The 15,538-nt window shown below is 69.7% G+C and carries 14 protein-coding genes, 4 pseudogenes and 1 riboswitch; of the genes and pseudogenes, 10 read left to right on the forward strand and 8 right to left on the reverse strand.

Features of this window, described 5'->3' with window-relative positions:
* Positions 1–232 precede the first annotated feature (232 nt).
* The 4 genes from G5C62_RS20030 (at position 233) to G5C62_RS20045 (ending at position 2,598) form a co-directional block, all read left to right on the forward strand.
* Complete coding sequence (locus G5C62_RS20030; RefSeq protein WP_206330744.1) at positions 233–844, forward strand: sulfite oxidase-like oxidoreductase; 612 nt, start codon at positions 233–235, stop codon at positions 842–844.
* 136 nt (positions 845–980) lie between these two features.
* Complete coding sequence (locus G5C62_RS20035; protein WP_164702387.1) at positions 981–1,583, forward strand: sulfite oxidase-like oxidoreductase; 603 nt, start codon at positions 981–983, stop codon at positions 1,581–1,583.
* Between the two features lie 17 nt (positions 1,584–1,600).
* Entirely contained in the window at positions 1,601–2,299 is a 699-nt protein-coding gene (locus tag G5C62_RS20040) for a ferredoxin reductase (protein WP_241176015.1), read from the forward strand.
* A gap of 35 nt (positions 2,300–2,334) precedes the next feature.
* Positions 2,335–2,598, forward strand: a complete 264-nt coding sequence (locus G5C62_RS20045) for a DUF6510 family protein (protein WP_164702389.1) — start codon at positions 2,335–2,337, stop codon at positions 2,596–2,598.
* A 311-nt stretch (positions 2,599–2,909) separates the two neighbouring features.
* Here G5C62_RS20045 and G5C62_RS20050 read toward each other — a convergent pair whose 3' ends face one another.
* From G5C62_RS20050 to G5C62_RS20070, 6 genes and pseudogenes are all read right to left on the reverse strand, one after another.
* Positions 2,910–4,874, reverse strand: a complete 1,965-nt coding sequence (locus G5C62_RS20050; RefSeq protein WP_164702390.1) for a sodium:proton antiporter — start codon at positions 4,872–4,874, stop codon at positions 2,910–2,912.
* A 9-nt stretch (positions 4,875–4,883) separates the two neighbouring features.
* Positions 4,884–5,090 (reverse strand): transposase, encoded by a 207-nt coding sequence (locus G5C62_RS20055; protein ID WP_164702391.1) that lies wholly within the window; start codon positions 5,088–5,090, stop codon positions 4,884–4,886.
* Positions 5,091–5,208: 118 nt separating this feature from the next.
* A complete protein-coding gene (locus G5C62_RS20060) occupies positions 5,209–5,739 on the reverse strand; it encodes a glycosyltransferase (RefSeq protein WP_164702392.1) in 531 nt (176 codons plus the stop codon).
* Positions 5,720–5,833, reverse strand: a pseudogene (locus G5C62_RS28240) (IS5/IS1182 family transposase); the annotation flags it as partial. The gene G5C62_RS20060 and the pseudogene G5C62_RS28240, both read right to left, overlap by 20 nt.
* Positions 5,834–5,921: 88 nt before the next feature.
* Positions 5,922–6,026: pseudogene (locus G5C62_RS28245) on the reverse strand (IS3 family transposase); the annotation flags it as partial.
* Positions 6,027–6,222: 196 nt separating this feature from the next.
* The gene (locus G5C62_RS20070; RefSeq protein ID WP_164702394.1) at positions 6,223–6,699 is read right to left on the reverse strand and encodes a peroxiredoxin family protein; all 477 of its coding nucleotides are present in this window, start codon (positions 6,697–6,699) and stop codon (positions 6,223–6,225) included.
* Positions 6,700–6,825: 126 nt separating this feature from the next.
* Between G5C62_RS20070 and G5C62_RS20075 the strand changes: the two genes are divergently transcribed.
* Both G5C62_RS20075 and G5C62_RS20080 read left to right on the forward strand, forming a co-directional pair.
* Complete coding sequence (locus tag G5C62_RS20075; protein ID WP_206330745.1) at positions 6,826–7,383, forward strand: TetR/AcrR family transcriptional regulator; 558 nt, start codon at positions 6,826–6,828, stop codon at positions 7,381–7,383.
* A 152-nt stretch (positions 7,384–7,535) separates the two neighbouring features.
* The gene (locus G5C62_RS20080) at positions 7,536–9,017 is read left to right on the forward strand and encodes an NAD(P)/FAD-dependent oxidoreductase (RefSeq protein ID WP_164702395.1); all 1,482 of its coding nucleotides are present in this window, start codon (positions 7,536–7,538) and stop codon (positions 9,015–9,017) included.
* A 252-nt stretch (positions 9,018–9,269) separates the two neighbouring features.
* Here G5C62_RS20080 and G5C62_RS20085 read toward each other — a convergent pair whose 3' ends face one another.
* Complete coding sequence (locus G5C62_RS20085) at positions 9,270–9,755, reverse strand: hypothetical protein (RefSeq protein ID WP_164702396.1); 486 nt, start codon at positions 9,753–9,755, stop codon at positions 9,270–9,272.
* Between the two features lie 28 nt (positions 9,756–9,783).
* Positions 9,784–10,584, reverse strand: coding sequence for a DUF427 domain-containing protein (locus G5C62_RS20090; RefSeq protein WP_164702397.1), 801 nt, complete (start codon positions 10,582–10,584; stop codon positions 9,784–9,786).
* A 404-nt stretch (positions 10,585–10,988) separates the two neighbouring features.
* Between G5C62_RS20090 and G5C62_RS20095 the strand changes: the two genes are divergently transcribed.
* From G5C62_RS20095 to thiC, 4 genes and pseudogenes are all read left to right on the forward strand, one after another.
* The gene (locus G5C62_RS20095) at positions 10,989–11,477 is read left to right on the forward strand and encodes a hypothetical protein (protein WP_164702398.1); all 489 of its coding nucleotides are present in this window, start codon (positions 10,989–10,991) and stop codon (positions 11,475–11,477) included.
* Between the two features lie 81 nt (positions 11,478–11,558).
* Positions 11,559–11,804 (forward strand): annotated as a pseudogene (locus G5C62_RS29040) (IS5/IS1182 family transposase); the annotation flags it as partial.
* Positions 11,805–12,771: 967 nt separating this feature from the next.
* Positions 12,772–13,314: a chlorite dismutase family protein gene (locus G5C62_RS20110; RefSeq protein ID WP_164702399.1), complete on the forward strand. Its 543-nt coding sequence runs from the start codon at positions 12,772–12,774 to the stop codon at positions 13,312–13,314.
* Positions 13,315–13,545: 231 nt separating this feature from the next.
* Positions 13,546–13,659: riboswitch (TPP riboswitch) on the forward strand.
* A 39-nt stretch (positions 13,660–13,698) separates the two neighbouring features.
* A pseudogene (thiC, locus tag G5C62_RS20115) lies at positions 13,699–15,276 on the forward strand (phosphomethylpyrimidine synthase ThiC); the annotation flags it as partial.
* Positions 15,277–15,538 lie beyond the last annotated feature (262 nt).

The following is a 15,538-nucleotide window of genomic DNA, read 5'->3' on the forward strand; positions in this document are numbered from 1 at the left end:
AGCGGTCATCGCGTAGCTCTCCTGAAGGACTGTGGTAGGTCATCCAGAAGATCACGCGGTGGCCGCCTCTATGTGGAGGGCCCGCTGGTCACCGGGGCCGTCGCACACCACCTTGGTGGACGCCACTGCCGGCACGAGCGAGCCTCGCGGTGGCGGCCGCGCGACACCATTTCCCGGTCATCTTCCGTTGCGGTCAGGTTGACAGTTGAGCGAAAGGTGTGGTGACAGAGTGGTGTCGGTTTCCCGGGGCTTCCGACCCAAGCACTTCCGCCGTCCCGACGACGACGAGCGGAGCCGGGTGCCGCCCGGCCAGTACGTCGCCAAGGGCTTTCCCGTGCTCTCTACGGGGCCGACCCCCAACGTGGTGCGGGAGCGCTGGCGGTTGGACGTCTGGCCGGCCGACGGCGGCGATGCGGTGGGATGGAGCTGGGAGGAGTTCCGCCGGCTGCCGAGTGAGCGGGTGACCGCCGACATCCACTGCGTCACCCGCTGGTCGAAGCTGGACACGAGGTGGGAAGGGGTCTCGCTGGACACGCTGCTGGCGGGGATGCCGCCGGCGACGTTCGTCGGTGCCTACTGCTATGGCGGTTACACCACCAACCTGCCTCTTGCGGATGTGACCGGTGGCAAGGCCTGGGCGGTGTGGTCCTACGACGGGCAGCCGCTCACTCCCGAACACGGTGGGCCGGTGCGGCTGCTGGTGCCGCACCTGTACTTCTGGAAGAGCGCGAAGTGGTTGCGGGGCCTGCGACTGTCCGGGGCCGACACTCCAGGGTTCTGGGAAGGCGCCGGTTACCACAATTACGGAGACCCGTGGCGAGAGCAGCGGTACGCCGGTGACTGATTTCTCGCACGGAACGCGGGCGGCGCCTGCGCTGGCGGCTGGACCATCACGGGCCCTCGGGCCGGTGTGTCAGCGCGAAGCAAGAGTGGGTAGCAGATGGCGTCGACTGACCCGAGACGAGGGAGAGGAGTAGACGGTGGGGGTTGTGTCACGCGGCTTCGGCGGTCGTCGGGGCGAGGAGGGTCGCGCCAGCCGCACACCCCCCGGGCAGTACCTCACCGAGGACTTCCCCGTGCTGTCGGCCGGGCCGACCCCGGAGGTCCATGTGGAAGAGTGGACGTTCACCGTCGCCGGTGGCGCGGAACCGGTGAGCTGGACCTGGGAGCAGTTCCGCGCACTGCCGTCGGAGACCGTCACCTCTGACATCCACTGCGTCACCCGGTGGTCGAAGCTCGACACCACCTGGGACGGCGTCTCGGTGGACACGCTGCTCGCCGAGGTCGACCATGACGCCTCCCACGCCCTGGCCGTCAGCTACGGCGGCTACACCACGAATCTGCCCCTGGAGGATCTCCTCGACGGCAAGGCGTGGGTCGCCTATGCCTACGACGGAGAACCGCTGGATCCCGAGCACGGTGGACCGGCCCGGCTGCTGGTGCCGCACCTGTACTTCTGGAAAAGCGCGAAGTGGATTCGCGGTCTGCGGCTCCTCGACGAGGATCAGCCGGGATTCTGGGAAAACGCCGGGTACCACAACCACGGTGACCCCTGGGCCGAGCAGCGGTACTGGGGCGACTGATGTGGCATCCGGCGACCGTGGCCGGCGCCCGGCAGGAGACGGCCACGGCGCGCACGTTGACGTTGTCCGTTCCCGGGTGGCAGAGCCACCGCGCCGGTCAGCACGTCGACGTGCGGCTGACTGCTGAGGACGGCTACCAGGCGGCCCGCAGCTACTCCCTGTCCAGCGCCCCCGGTGAGGCGCCGCAGATCACGGTGGAACGGCTTCCCGAGGGTGAGGTCTCCCCGTACCTGGTCGACGTGGCTGACCCCGGGGATGCGTTGGAGGTGCGAGGGCCGCTCGGCGGCTACTTCGTCTGGGAGCCCGACGCGCGGGCCCGGCGGCCGTTGCTGCTCGTCGCCGGCGGCTCCGGAGTGGCGCCGTTGCGGGCGATGCTGCGCCAACGGTTGCGCTCCGGCCATGACACGCCGCTGCGGCTGCTCTACTCGGCTCGGAGCTGGGATGCGATCATCTACCGCGAAGAACTGCTCCAGTCAGGCCCACCCGATGTCCAGGTGGTGCTGACCCTCACCCGTTCGGCTCCAGACGGCTGGAGCGGTCGGCGAGGGCGGGTCGACGCGGCGATGCTGGATGAGGTGGCCTGGACCCCGACAGAGCAACCAGAGGTCTATGTGTGCGGACCGACCAGTTTCGTCGAGAGCGTCGCCTCCACGCTGGTGAAACTCGGTCACCGGTCCGATGCAATCCGCACCGAACGCTTCGGTGCATCGTCCTGAACATCAACTCTCCCGAGCGCCCCGAGGAGCTCGCAATGGACCACGTCGACGGCAACGCCCTCTCCGGACCCTTCAGTGACCTGTTCGGCCGCGACCTGACCCAGGTCAGCGGCGTGTGCGCCAGCTGCACCCAGTGGAGCATGCTCGCCGAAACCCACGTCTACCAGCAGGCGCCCGGGCTGGTCGCACGTTGCCCCCACTGCGGGCACGCGGTCGCCACCGTCGTTCCAACTCCCCGCGGTCTCCGCCTGGGGCTGACCGGTCTGCGATTCCTCGAAATCCCCACCGCCAGCTCCTAGCGAACCGATTCGATAGACCGCAGGTTGGTTCCTCAACCTCGACAGGTCGGTTGACGTGGACGGGTGACCAGGCGCCACACACGAGCCCGACCGGGTGCAGGGCTGTCGGGCCCCTCGGTGGGTCCGACCGCTTCCGACGTCGGTCGAGGTCGCGTCCCGCGCAGTGGACTGGACGGTCCAGTTCCTTCTCGCAGTCAGCTGTGGACCGACGGGTCCAATTCCCGTATCGGGGTACCCCGCCTCGCTGATGTCGCAGCCTCGACCGGTGCTGGCGGCAGGTTGGTCTGCGCCCCCGCCGGCCAGACGTGGGCTCACCGTGGGCGGTCGCTCTGGGCCGTTCCGGTCGACCTCAGCACCTGCTCGGGCAGCAGGCCCGTCTCCACCAGCTCGGCGAGCTCGCGACTGGAGGCCGCCTGGGCGAGGGTGTGCACCTGCCGGGCGCGGAGCGCGCGGGCGTCCTCCCCGGACTGCGTATCGAGCCCGTCCAGGTCCGCGATGGCCTGCTGTTCCCAGTCGGTGAAGGTGCGTCGCGCGTGCTCGACGGTGTCCTGGCCGATGGCGGGTAGGTCCTCGAAGATCTCCAGTGCGTCAGCCGTCCGTCGTGCCGCCAACCGGCGGGCGGTCGCCTCGGCGTAGGCCAGTTCGGTGGGATCGCTGCCCGCGGGCTCGGGGAGCCGGTTGATCAGCCGCCGGCTGAGTTGCTCCAGGCGGCCGGAAGGGGCTTGGCGAGTCGCCCCGAGTTGGTGGCTGCGGCCGTGCATAGCGAAGTCGTCGATCTCGTCGTCCACCTCGTGCAGCAGGGTCCGGGTCACAGCCGGGGGGAGGAGGCCCTGGTCGCTGAGCTCCTGGTAGGTGCGGCGTTCGACGTGCAGGCCCCTGCCGACCACGATGCGGTACTCCTCCGCCTCCTCCACGTCCAGGTCTGCCATCTCCTGGTGCGCGGCCCGCTCACTGGCCTCCAACTCGGCGTTGGTCTGCGGATCGGCCTGGAGCCCCAGGTTGCTCATCTCGCCCCGGGCCGCCTGGATGGCCGAGACGCGCGCGATCGCCATCAGATAGCGGTCCACTCGGGTGGGTCGGTCCAGGCCCAGCCGGGACACCAGCCATTGAATCGTCGTGGCGTTGACCAGCAGCGTGGCGAGAACCACTCCGCCGGTCAGGGCGACGAGGAGCTCCCGCTCGGCGAGCTCTTCGGGCAGGGCCAGTGCCAGCGCCAGCGCGACGCCGCCACGCAACCCGCCCCAGATGAGGACGGCTTCGTTGCGCCAGCCCACCCGCGAGATGTGCGCAACCCGCTCGAGCAGCCAGACCAGCGGCACCACGGCCAGGGCGCGGGCGACCAGGACGACGACGGCTGCCAGGACGATCGGACCGAAGTGTTCGAGCAGCTGGCCCGGGCCGATGATCAGACCGATGAGGAGGAACAGCAGCGCGTTGGCGACGTAATCCAGCGCATCCCACATCTGTTCCCACATCTGCCGCACCTCGGCCGAGGCCCGGCTGGGCGCGAGCCCGGCCAACACCATTCCGGCGGCCGCGGTGGCCATGACCCCGGAGAAGCCGAGGACTTCGTCGGCCAGGACGAAGGAACCGTAGGCCATCGCCAAGGACAGTCCCGCCGCTGGTAGCCGGCCCAGCCAGGGCAGGACCGAGGAAGCGGCCAGGCCCAACGCGATGCCGATCAGCGCTCCACCGCCGAAGACGAGAACGAAATCGATCACCCCCGCGGTGACGCTCACCGATCCACCCGTCGCCACCTCGACGAGGATCGCGAACAAGACGATGGCGACGCCGTCGTTAAGCAGGCTCTCGCCCTCGACCAGCGTCAGCAGCCGGCGCGGGACGCCGACCTCGCGGAACACTGCGACCACGGCAACCGGATCCGTGGCCGAGATCAACGCGCCGAACAGGAAAGCCGTCGCCAGCGCGGTTCCCAGCGCCACGTGCAACGTGATGCCCACCAGCACCGCCGACACCAGGAACGCCACAACCGCCAGGACGAGAATGGCAGTCAGATTGCGCACGAAGGCGCGCAGATCGATGCCCAGCGCGGCCGCGAAGACCAGGACCGGCAGGAAGAGGAAGACCACGACCTCCTCGAAGGCCTCACCCTGCAGCCGGCCGATCTCGGGGGTGAGTCCCACAGCGGCGGCCAGAAAGCCGACCACCACCAGGACGACGCTCAGCGGCACCCCAACACGTCGGGCCAACAGGCCCAGCATCACGGCCAGTGCCAGCAGAGCCGACATCTCCAGCAGCAAGTGTGGCAGCTCCACCGACGCTCCTCATGGGGCTCTTCGCGGTTCCTGGTGAACGATCCCGCTGGAACGGGAGTTCACGCTGCCGTGCGGGCGGCGCTGGCCAGCAGGATACGAGCCCGGTAGTCGGCCGGGTTTGCGATAGCCGCGGCCGGTGCGCTTGATCTGCTTGATGCCGGTCTTCGCGGCCTCGGTGCGGGCGTTGGTGACGCCGGTAACGATGAGCACCTCCATCGCTCCCACCAGGCGGTGATGGTGGCCCGGAGCCGGTCGGTGTCGGGCATGTCGGCGGTGAGCACGAAGACGCCGAGCCGCATCTTGTGCTCGCGGGCCTGGGCCAGACAGCTGCTGGTCAGCAGCTGGCGGAGCTGCTCCTTGACGCCCCAGCCGGCGCCGATCTCATCGGTGGGGTCATCGGCGCGCAGGGTCGCCTTGAGCCTGGCCAGCGCCGCCGACGCAGCATGACGGTGAGGGCGATATTGGCCAATCGTGCGTGTGCCGGCCAGGCCCCGCGGGCGGTCGGGCGGCGTCGGCCCAACGTCAGGTCGCAGCCGTCGGCGAGTAAGGGGCCGGCCACCCGCGGCAGCTGAACCGGGTCCATCGAACCGTCCTCGTCGAAGAAGCAGACGGCCTCACAGGTGGCTGCCTCCAGGCCGGCATGCGCCGCGGCTCCGAAACCGCGGTGTGCAACCGGTACCACCGTGGCCCCGTCGTCGGTGGCAATCCCCGTGGACCCGTCGGTCGAGCCGTTGTCGGCCACGATTGCCCGGTAGCCGGGTGGCAGACGCGACAACACCCAGGGCAGCGGGCCAGGCCAGACCAGGGTGTCGACCAGCAGGTGCCGCTTTCGTCCGGCCACCCTTGAGCGGCCGTCCGCCGGCATGCGGATCGTGTACCGGTAGCAGCGGCTCGACCAGCGACCACTCCGCATCGCTCAACGACGTCGGATAGGGCGGCTTACAGGTGCACAGGCACATGTGACCAGCCCGACCCCGTGATGCCACGCCGAACTCGACCGTAGATGGCTCGCGCCATCACTCGGCGCGCCGGATCAGTTACCCCACACCCTCTCAGGCTCCGCAGCCCGGCCGTGCGCATCAGGCGCTGCACCGTGCAGCGGGCCACCTGATGCCCCTGCCGGTGCAGTTCAGCATGCACCTCGCGGGCCCCGCCCGCTCCCGGAGGAGGGTGGCGACCTCCTCCAGGCCTTTGGCGCGGCGGCCGACGAGGGGCAGGCGGAGGGCCTACTGCGACAGTTGCAGCGCGAGGCTGCGCCCGATCCCACCGGCTGGGCCGGTGAGCAGGATCGACCGTCGCGCAGATCGATGGGGTTCCTTCCTGGTGAGCGGGGGGGTGGCGACGCCGGTCAGGCGTGCTCCTTGGCGTAGCGGACCAACCCGACGACGTCCTCGGGGAGCAGTCGGCCGATGGCTCCCGAGGAGTAGACAGCCGTGACGACGGTGCCGTCGGGCGCCAGCACGAACCCGGTCGACTGCAGATAGCGCGGGTCGTCGTTGACGTAGGCACCGACGGCCTCGGCCACCGTGTCGGCGTCCGCGCTGTGCGCGACCGGGAAGTTCAGCCGGCGCTTCTCGACCAGCTCGGTCGAGGTCGCCTCGTCGTCCACGGACAGCGCGACAACCTTGATGCCTGCGGCGTCGAGCTCCTCCTTGGCCCGGGAGAAGGCCGAGAGCTGCGCGTTGCAGTACGGGCACCAAGACCCGCGGTAGATCAGGACGACGCCAAAGCCGCCGGCGAGATCGTCGGGGAGAGAAAGCGTTCCGCCGCTGACCAGGGGGAGCTTGAGGGAGGGAAAGTTCTGGCCGTTCTCGAGCCTGGGCATGGGGATCCCCTTCACGTCGATGGACTGGGCGGTCCAGTTCCTGGTCGCTGGCAACTATGGACCGATTAGTCCAATTCCCCGGTACCGTCAAGGTCATGCACGAGACTGGAGCCGAGGGGCGAGCCGGTGCTGACCGCGCGGGGACGGGCCACCCGGCAGCGCATTGTCGCGGTGGCGGCCACGATCATCCACGAGCGCGGTGTCGCCGGTACCAGACTCGACGACGTCCGTGCCGTCATTGGCACGAGCAAGTCGCAGCTCTACCACTGCTTCGGTGACAAGGCCGCACTCGTGGGGGCAGTGATCGAACGGCAGGTGCAACAGGTGCTGCACCTGCAGCAGGCCGAGCTGGACGGCATCGACTCCATGGCGGCGCTGTGTCGGAGGCGGGACCGGGGCCTCGCGATCAACCAGCAGGCCGGCCGTGTCGGCGGCTGTCCGCTGGGTCGGCTGGCCAGCGAGCTAGCCGAGAGCGATCCGGTGGCCCGCGGGTCTCGTCGGCGGTTCGAGGCCTGGCGGCACCGCCTCGGCGCCGGGCTGCGGGCCATGCAGGAACGTGCGAGGTCGCCGGGGACGCCGACCCCGACACCCTCGCGCTCGGTCGACTGGCCGCAGTGCAGGGCGGCCTGCTGCTCGCGCAGACCGCCCGCTCGGGCACACCGCTGGAGATCGCTTTCGACCTAGCCCTGGCGGATCGAGAGCCAGCTCGCACGCGGAGGCCGCACGGCCGGTAGTCGCCCGCGCCCGGTGAAGCCCCGCGACCCGGCGCAGGGGCGACGGCGGGAGGCCGGCGATCTCCGGATGCTGCCCGGCCGGTCGCGTGCGAGCCTGCCTCCATGGCTGACACGCATATCCACGAGCGTCACCGCTCCGACGAGCACACCGTCCCGGCGAACGAAGTCGGGGAGGTGGACGTGATCGTGATCGGTGGGGGCCCGACCGGGGAGACACTGGCTGCCCGCACCGTCCGGGGCGGCCTGAGCACCGTGATCGTCGAGGCCGACCTGCTGGGTGGGGACTGCTTGTACTGGGCGTGCATGCCCTCCAAGGCGCTGTTGCGCCCCTTGCACGCGCTGGCCGCCGCCCGCCGCGTGCCCGGGGCGCGCGAGGCGGCCACCGGCAGCATCGACACCGCCGCGGTCTTCGCGTACCGGAACTCCTTTACGTCCACCTGGGACGACTCTGCCAAGGTGCAGTCAGCCGTCGACGCGAACATCCGCGTGGTGCGCGGCTACGGGCGCCTGGCTGGGGACAAGAAGGTCGAGATCACCACCGCCGACGGCGCCACCGCCACGATCACCGCCCGGCACGCGGTGGCGGTCGCCACGGCCTCCGTGCCGGTCGAGCCGGCAATCGAGGGTCTGGCCGACACGCCGCACTGGGGCAGCCGGGAAGCGACCTCGGCCAAGGAGGTGCCCGCCCGCCTGATCGTGATCGGCGGTGGGGTGGTCGGCGTGGAGATGGCCCAGGCCTTCGCCCGGCTCGGCTCGGCGGTGACCATGCTGACCCCCTCCGGTGTGCTCAGCCGGATGGATGAACGCGTCGGGCAGCTGGTGAGCCAGGCCCTCGCCGAGGACGGCGTCGACGTGCGCACCGGCACCGGGATCTCCCGGGTGCGCCGGGAAGGGACCGACGGACCGGTTACCGTGACCACCGCCGATGGGCAGGAAGTGGTCGCTGACGAGCTGCTAGTGGCCACCGGACGCCGCCCGAACAGCGGGGACATCGGCCTGCAGAGCGTCGGCCTGCAACCCGGTCAAACCCTTGAGGTGGACACCACCGGCCTGGTCAAGGGTGTGGACGGAGGGTGGCTGTACGCGGCCGGGGACGTGACCGGGCAGACGCCGCTGACCCACATGGGGAAGTACTCCGGCCGGGCGACCGGTGACGTGATCGCCGCCCGGGCGCAGGGGCTGCCGGTGCAGGACCGGCCGTGGGGCAAGCACGCCAGCACCGCACACCAGCGCGCCGTGCCGCAGGTGATGTTCACCGACCCGGAGGTGACCACCGTCGGGTTGAAGGCAATCGACGCCGAACAGGCCGGCTACCGCACCAGGGTCGTCGGCGTCGACATCGCCGTCGCCGGAGCCGCGATCCACGCGCAGGACTACACCGGCTGGGCCCAGATGGTCGTCGACGAGGACCGGCAGGTGATCATCGGCATGACCATCGTCGGTCAGGACGTCGCCGACCTGCTGCACTCGGCCACGATCGCCATCGTGGGAGAGGTGCCGCTGGAGCGGCTGTGGCATGCAGCGCCGTCGTTCCCGACGATCAGCGAGGTCTGGCTGAAGCTGCTGGAGGCCTACGGCCTGTGAGCCGCCGGTGTCCTGGGTACCGGCCTGCCGTGACCGTCGGCATCCAGGACACCCGGCCACGGCCGCCACCACGCGACCATGTGCACGGAGGACGCTCGGGCGCCAGTTTGTGTCCCATGAGGCGGTGTAGTCCCCGGAAGCCACTCGACGTGGTCTCGCCGTCGTGATCACGTCGAGTGGCTCCGTGCTGGGCTGACGAACGTCCCGTCGGCTGCATGGCCGCCCAGGAGGCGTGCTATGACGGGCCGGCCGCTATGACCTGGCGTGGGGGGCGAGGGCGCGGTCGAAGATCGCGCTGGTGGCGGCGATGTTCACGGCCTTGTCCAGGACGTCAATGGTCCAATCCTTACGTGACCACGTCCACGGCTTGCCCAGCCCGAGGGCTGTGATCATGACTAGGTCCTGGGTGTAGATGGCGCCGAAGGTCGCCGCCGCGCCCCGCGCGCCGCGCAGGCCCAAGTGGGCCGCCACCCCGTAGGCGGCACCCCACATCGCGCCCAGCGAGGTGTGGGTGGCGTAGTTGAGCCGTTTCCTCGCGGCATCGCTGCGGGGCTTCACTGGCAGCAGCTTCTCGGTAAGGTCCGCCGGGCCGTAGCTGTCCCCACGCTCGGAGATGGGCATCTCGACCAGCTTCTGCCACGCGGTCATCACGAGGCTGCCGGCCACACCGGCCAGCACGCCGCGACCGACGTTCGCCGCCAGAGACGGGCGCTTGGTTGAACGGTTGAGGACGGACATGGCGACCAGCTACCCGCCCGCAGGAGCCTCAACCGCCCTCCACGTCCTCCACCTCGACTTCCACCCGCTCGCCGGGGAAACACAACAGCCCGCGGACGGCCTCGGCGTCGTGGAAGGGGTCGGGATAGGTCCACGCCAGGTCCTTCTCGGACCTCTTCCCCAGGCGGAGCGACCAGTAGTGCGCGATCCCCTTGTAGGGGCAGCGGGTGGTGGTGTAGCTGGGCTCGAGCAGGTCAGTGCGCACGTCCTCGCGCGGCAGGTACCACCGCACGGGCAGGCCGCTCTCGCAGAGCATCCGCGGCGCGGTGGAGTCAGCGACGATGGTGCCGTCGACGCTCACCCGGACCCGACGGGAGCTGCGCAGGACGTCGATACGGGTGTAGGGGTCTCGGGGGTGGACGAAGACCTCCTCGTCCTCCTCGAACACCCCGTCCATCGAGTCCCAGTCGAAGGCGATCAGGCCGGTGATCCCCGCCGCGGTGGGCGGCGGGTGCTCCCACGAGTAGGCCGCGTTCACCGCCCGCCGCTGGCCCACCTGCACCGTCCAGTACCTGCCGTCCCCCATCCCGGGGTCGGACCGCCGCCGCTCGCTTGGCTCGAACAGGTCCGTGCGCACGTGCTCGCGCGGGAACAGGTACGTCGGCGTCCGGCCCGGCGGATGCAGGAGGTGCACGTCGGTGCTGTCGGCGACCTCCGTTCCACCCAGGACGACCCGGACCCGCCGCGGGGAGGTCTCCAGGTACAGCACCTGCTCGGGGGCGCGCGGATCGAAGTTGAACCTTCCTGCCGGGTGCTCCCCGAACGGCCCGCTGCCCTTGGTCAAGCTCATGCGCCGCGACTACCCGGGCCACCAGCACCGACACCTCCCCGACCTGGCCGGCACAGTCCGGCAGCTGCTACGCCTCGCGGCAGCACCAGAACGCCGGCGCAGCACGGGCGGCCCGGTTAGCTGTGCGCCGAGCCGACGAGCGACGTACGGCCCCCAGCTGTCCCTACAGCCGCAGGGCCTCGCCGCCATCGCCATCGCCGTTGCCATGCACGACACCGCCTGTTCCGGTGAGGCCGGTGCTGGGTCTTGCGCCCGGTTGGGCCTACGGGATCGACGTCTGGCGTGGTGCTGCGAGATTCCGGATCGCCGGTAGCGTCCGCCGGACCTGGAACAGGGCGCTGATCAGGCAGCCGCGACGGGTGGCTCGGGCGTGAGGGCCGTGGAACGGATGCTGGAGGGCTGCTGTGGACGTCGATCCGATCGCTGCCGCGGTCGCCGCGATCGTCGCCGCTCAGTGCATGGAGTCGCTGGCCTACGCCCAGCGGGGGCTGGGCCTGGGGGTGCGTCAGGACATCTTCGCCGAGGGTGGGGCGATCCTGCGGGCTCCCCAGCGGCACCGACGCCTGGTCGGATGGGTGGGCCACGCCGTCCTTGCCGTGGGCATCGTCCTGCTGTACTCGCTGTTCTTCGCCGCGGTCGGCAACGACCACCTGGCCTGGTGGGGCCTGCTCACCGGCGCCGTGCACGCCGCCCTCGGCGGAGTGGTGGTCGGTGCGTGGCCCGACCTGCATCCGGACATCCCCGGGCGGCTGGCGCCACCGGGGGTGTTCTACCGGCACTACAGCCGGCGCGACGTGATCACCTTCTGCGTCGGCCACCTGGTCTTCGGAGCCGTCGCAGGCACCGTCTACGCCGCCATGCACCCCGGACTGCCACTCAGCGCCGCCCTGTAATCCGTGGTGACCTGGGCTGTACCGAGGATCGTGGCCAAGAACCTCCTGCTGATCGGATGCATCCATGCCCCGAGCAAGAGCTACGAGGGCCAACGCGCTGCGCTCACCACGCCGATCAAACACAGCGCCACGGGCCGCCTGACCGACCATCAGCGCACAGTCAGCCTGCTGCACGCGGCGACCCGAGCGCCGGCCGAGCGCGGCAACTCGCTGCTCCAGACCACCTTCAAGGCGCTGCGCCGGGTCAGCCTATGCCCCTGGCGCATCGGCGCCATCACCGCTGCCGCCCTCGTTCTGCCCCACCACCAGCACGGCCGTACGACATGATCAACACGCCGACCGAGCCGTCACTGGAAAAGGCTCAGTGGCTCGCAAGACAACGATTCTGCTCGAGGACGACCTGACCGGTGAGGTGCTGGAGGAAGGCCGCCGGGAGACCGTGACCTTCGCTCTGGATGGCCAGAGCTAGGAGATCGACCTATCGGGGGAGAAATCGGCGCAGCTGCGGGCAGACCTACGCCATTTCATCGACGCCGGCCGCAAGGTCAACACCTCCCGGGGCAGTGCATCGGGTCGCCGTGCGACCACCGGCGGCTCCGCCGCTTCGGGCCGCAAAGACCCCACGGAGCGATCCGGCCCTGGGCCCGCGAGAACGGCCATGAGGTGGTCCGAACGGGGCCGGATCCCTACTTCGGTCATCGAGGCCTACGACACGGCCCACTGACCACTGCTGCTGAACTGGTGCTGGCCCATGGTGGTGACGCCGGCTTGGAGGGTGGCGGCGTGGTTGTCGATGAGGCAGCCGCAGGGTTGGACGAGGGCGACGACGACGGGTTCGCGGATGCCGCGGACGCGGGCGTACTGCTCCTCCAGGCCGGATCGCTCCAGCTACACGGGCCTCGTTCCCGGCCAGCCGCCCCACTGCGGGAATCTTCACCGGGCGGATCTTGGGCGACACCCTCGCGGGCGCACCTCTGCTGACCTGCGGCTTCCCGCAAGGGGTTCCTCCAGCGAGACGGTTCCGGCCAGAGCTGCAGTCCTCACCAGGCAGGCTTACGACCGCCTGCCTGGGCCTGCCTGGCTCCGTCCTCTTCCTCCGGTGGGTCCACCAGCCAGCGGCGGCTCGCCGGGCGGGAGCTGGCCGCCGCCTCCGCCCTCGGTGCCGCGATCGCCGCCGCCTGTGAAGGGACACGTTGGCCGACGATGGGCGGGTGTGCGGCGTCACCGAATCGTCGAGCGAGCAAGTGCCGCGGGAGGACACCGCCCGGGGGAAGAGGCAGGTTAGCGTGGTGGCATGCCGCCGACCGTATTTGTTGGAGGCGAGGTGGGATCTTGGGAAGTCGAGAGCATTGACCCGGTGACCGGGCCGTCTCTGCCGATGGTGCCCCGGCTCGCTGTCTTCGAGGACTCGGCGGGCGCGGGCAACCTCGATGCCGCTTGGATGCTGCGAGGACGGGCCAGTAACAACCGCTACACCCGGCGCGACGAGCAGGAAACGCTCTCGGCTCGGCAGGCCGGACTCGGTCGCCCGGAAGCCACCCGCGCCGCGCTGATTCCGATCATCAAGTCCCACGAGTGGTGGGCTCTGGCCCAGGACGAGCGGCGGGAGCTGTTCGAGGAGACCTCCCACCACATCAACATCGGGATGCAGTACCTGCCTGCGGTGGCCCGCCGGCTCTACCACGGCCGCGATCTGGACGAGCCCTTCGACTTCCTCACCTGGTTCGAGTACAGCCCCCGCGATGCGCCTGCGTTCGAGGAGCTGGTGTCCCGGCTCCGCGCGACCCCGGAGTGGGACTACGTGGAACGCGAAGTCGACATCCGCCTCGCACGCTGAGCTACGTCAGAGCCCTCACCGCCGTCTCGTTGGCCGATCCTCAACCGGACAAGTCGTTCGGACAGCGACAGACGGTCCACATAGCGCTGCCAGGACCGCGCAAATTTCCGCTGCATGTCACATGACCGGTCGGCCGGCTCGCGGGGTGTCTCACTCTAAGGAAGTGAGACACCTGTTCGTTCCGTTCTGCCCACCCCGCCTGCGGTGGGCAGAGTGCTGTGTCTAGGGTGGGCGCCGACCCGCGGGAGCCTCACGTGCCGAGGCTGAGAGGGCGGCTGGATCGGCCGTCGACCGTTCGTACCTGATCCGGTTAGCACCGGCGTAGGGAGGACTTCCTCGATGACTGCTGTCCACCGCCAGCCCACGACTGCGGATGGCGATTTCCCCGGTTCCCGTAAGACCTACCTGGCCGGTAGCCGCCCGGATCTGCGGGTTCCGATGCGTGAGGTGGGGCTGTCCACCGGCGACAGCGTGGTCCTCTACGACACCTCCGGCCCTTACACCGACCCGGCCGTGCCCACCGACATCCATCGCGGGCTGCCTCGGCTGCGCGAGGAGTGGATCGGCGAGCGCGCCGACACCGAGTCCTACGAGGGCCGACCGGTGCAGCCGGTGGACAACGGCCGCAAGCCGACCGACACCCGCGACCTGGACAGCGTCTTCACCGTCGCGCACCAGCCGCGCCGGGCACGGCCGGGCGCGACGGTCACCCAGCTGGCCTACGCCCGCCGGGGCGAGGTGACCCCGGAGATGGAGTTCGTGGCACTGCGGGAGGGCGTGGACGTCGAGCACGTCCGGTCCGAGATCGCCCGTGGCCGGGCGGTGCTGCCGGCCAACGTCAACCACCCCGAATCCGAGCCGATGGCGATCGGCCGGAACTTCCTGGTGAAGATCAACGCCAACATCGGCAACTCGGCGGTCGCCTCCTCCATCGAGGAGGAGGTGGAGAAGATGACCTGGGCGACCCGGTGGGGCGCCGACACGGTCATGGACCTGTCCACCGGGCGCAACATCCACACCACCCGGGAGTGGATCATCCGCAACAGCGCGGTGCCGATCGGCACGGTGCCGATCTACCAGGCGCTGGAGAAGGTCAACGGCAAAGCCGAGGACCTGTCCTGGGAGGTGTACCGGGACACCCTGGTCGAGCAGTTCGAGCAGGGCGTGGACTACATCACCGTGCACGCCGGGGTGCTGCTGCGCTACGTGCCGCTGGCCGCGGGCCGCAAGACCGGGATCGTGTCCCGCGGCGGGTCGATCATGGCCGCCTGGTGCCTGGCCCACCACCAGGAGAACTTCCTGTACACGCACTTCCGGGAGATGTGCGAGTTGATGGCTGCCTATGACGTCACGTTCTCCCTCGGTGACGGGCTGCGACCGGGTTGCATCGCCGACGCCAACGATGAGGCTCAGTTCAGCGAACTACGCACGCTCGGCGAACTCACCAGGATCGCCTGGGAGTACGACGTCCAGGTCATGGTCGAAGGCCCCGGCCACGTGCCGATGAACAAGATCAAGGAGAACATGGACCTGCAGCTGGAGGTCTGCGCCGAGGCGCCGTTCTACACCCTCGGGCCGCTGACGACCGACATCGCTCCGGGCTATGACCACATCACCTCCGCAATCGGGGCGGCGATGATCGGCTGGTACGGCACCGCGATGCTGTGCTACGTCACCCCCAAAGAACACCTGGGGTTGCCGGACCGCGACGACGTCAAGGACGGCGTCATCACGTACAAGATCGCCGCCCACGCCGCCGACCTCGCCAAAGGCCACCCCGGCGCGCAGGCGTGGGACGACGCGCTGTCCGACGCCCGGTTCGAGTTCCGCTGGGAGGACCAGTTCAACCTCTCCCTGGACCCCACCACCGCCCGGGATTTCCACGACGAGACCCTGCCGGCCGGCGCGGCGAAGACCGCGCACTTCTGCTCCATGTGCGGCCCGCACTTCTGCTCCATGCGGATCAGCCAGGACGTGCGCGCCTACGCCGCGAGCAAGGGCATCGACGACCAACAAGCCCTGACCCTGGGGATGGCCGAGAAGTCCGCGGAGTTCCTCGACGAAGGCGCCCGCGTCTACCTCCCCCTCACCGAACTTCAGCAGACTTCCATTCCCGACGCGGCCACCATCTGCAGGGTGTCGAAGCGCTCCTGCCAGGTGTGGGTGGTGACCACCGACGGGAAGTGCGACCGGGCGGTCTCCAGGTTGTGGTTGTACCGGTGCA

The sequence above is a fragment of the Modestobacter sp. KNN46-3 genome (assembly GCF_011039295.1).

Coding starts and splice junctions, on each gene's coding strand:
- G5C62_RS20045 (WP_164702389.1), top strand. CDS start 2,335: ATGGACCACGTCGACGGCAACGCCCTCTCCGGACCCTTCAGTGACCTG.
- G5C62_RS20060 (WP_164702392.1), bottom strand. CDS start 5,739: ATGCCGGCGGACGGCCGCTCAAGGGTGGCCGGACGAAAGCGGCACCTG.
- G5C62_RS20070 (WP_164702394.1), bottom strand. CDS start 6,699: ATGCCCAGGCTCGAGAACGGCCAGAACTTTCCCTCCCTCAAGCTCCCC.
- G5C62_RS20080 (WP_164702395.1), top strand. CDS start 7,536: ATGGCTGACACGCATATCCACGAGCGTCACCGCTCCGACGAGCACACC.
- G5C62_RS20110 (WP_164702399.1), top strand. CDS start 12,772: ATGCCGCCGACCGTATTTGTTGGAGGCGAGGTGGGATCTTGGGAAGTC.
- G5C62_RS20055 (WP_164702391.1), bottom strand. CDS start 5,090: ATGGAGGTGCTCATCGTTACCGGCGTCACCAACGCCCGCACCGAGGCC.
- G5C62_RS20085 (WP_164702396.1), bottom strand. CDS start 9,755: ATGTCCGTCCTCAACCGTTCAACCAAGCGCCCGTCTCTGGCGGCGAAC.
- G5C62_RS20090 (WP_164702397.1), bottom strand. CDS start 10,584: ATGAGCTTGACCAAGGGCAGCGGGCCGTTCGGGGAGCACCCGGCAGGA.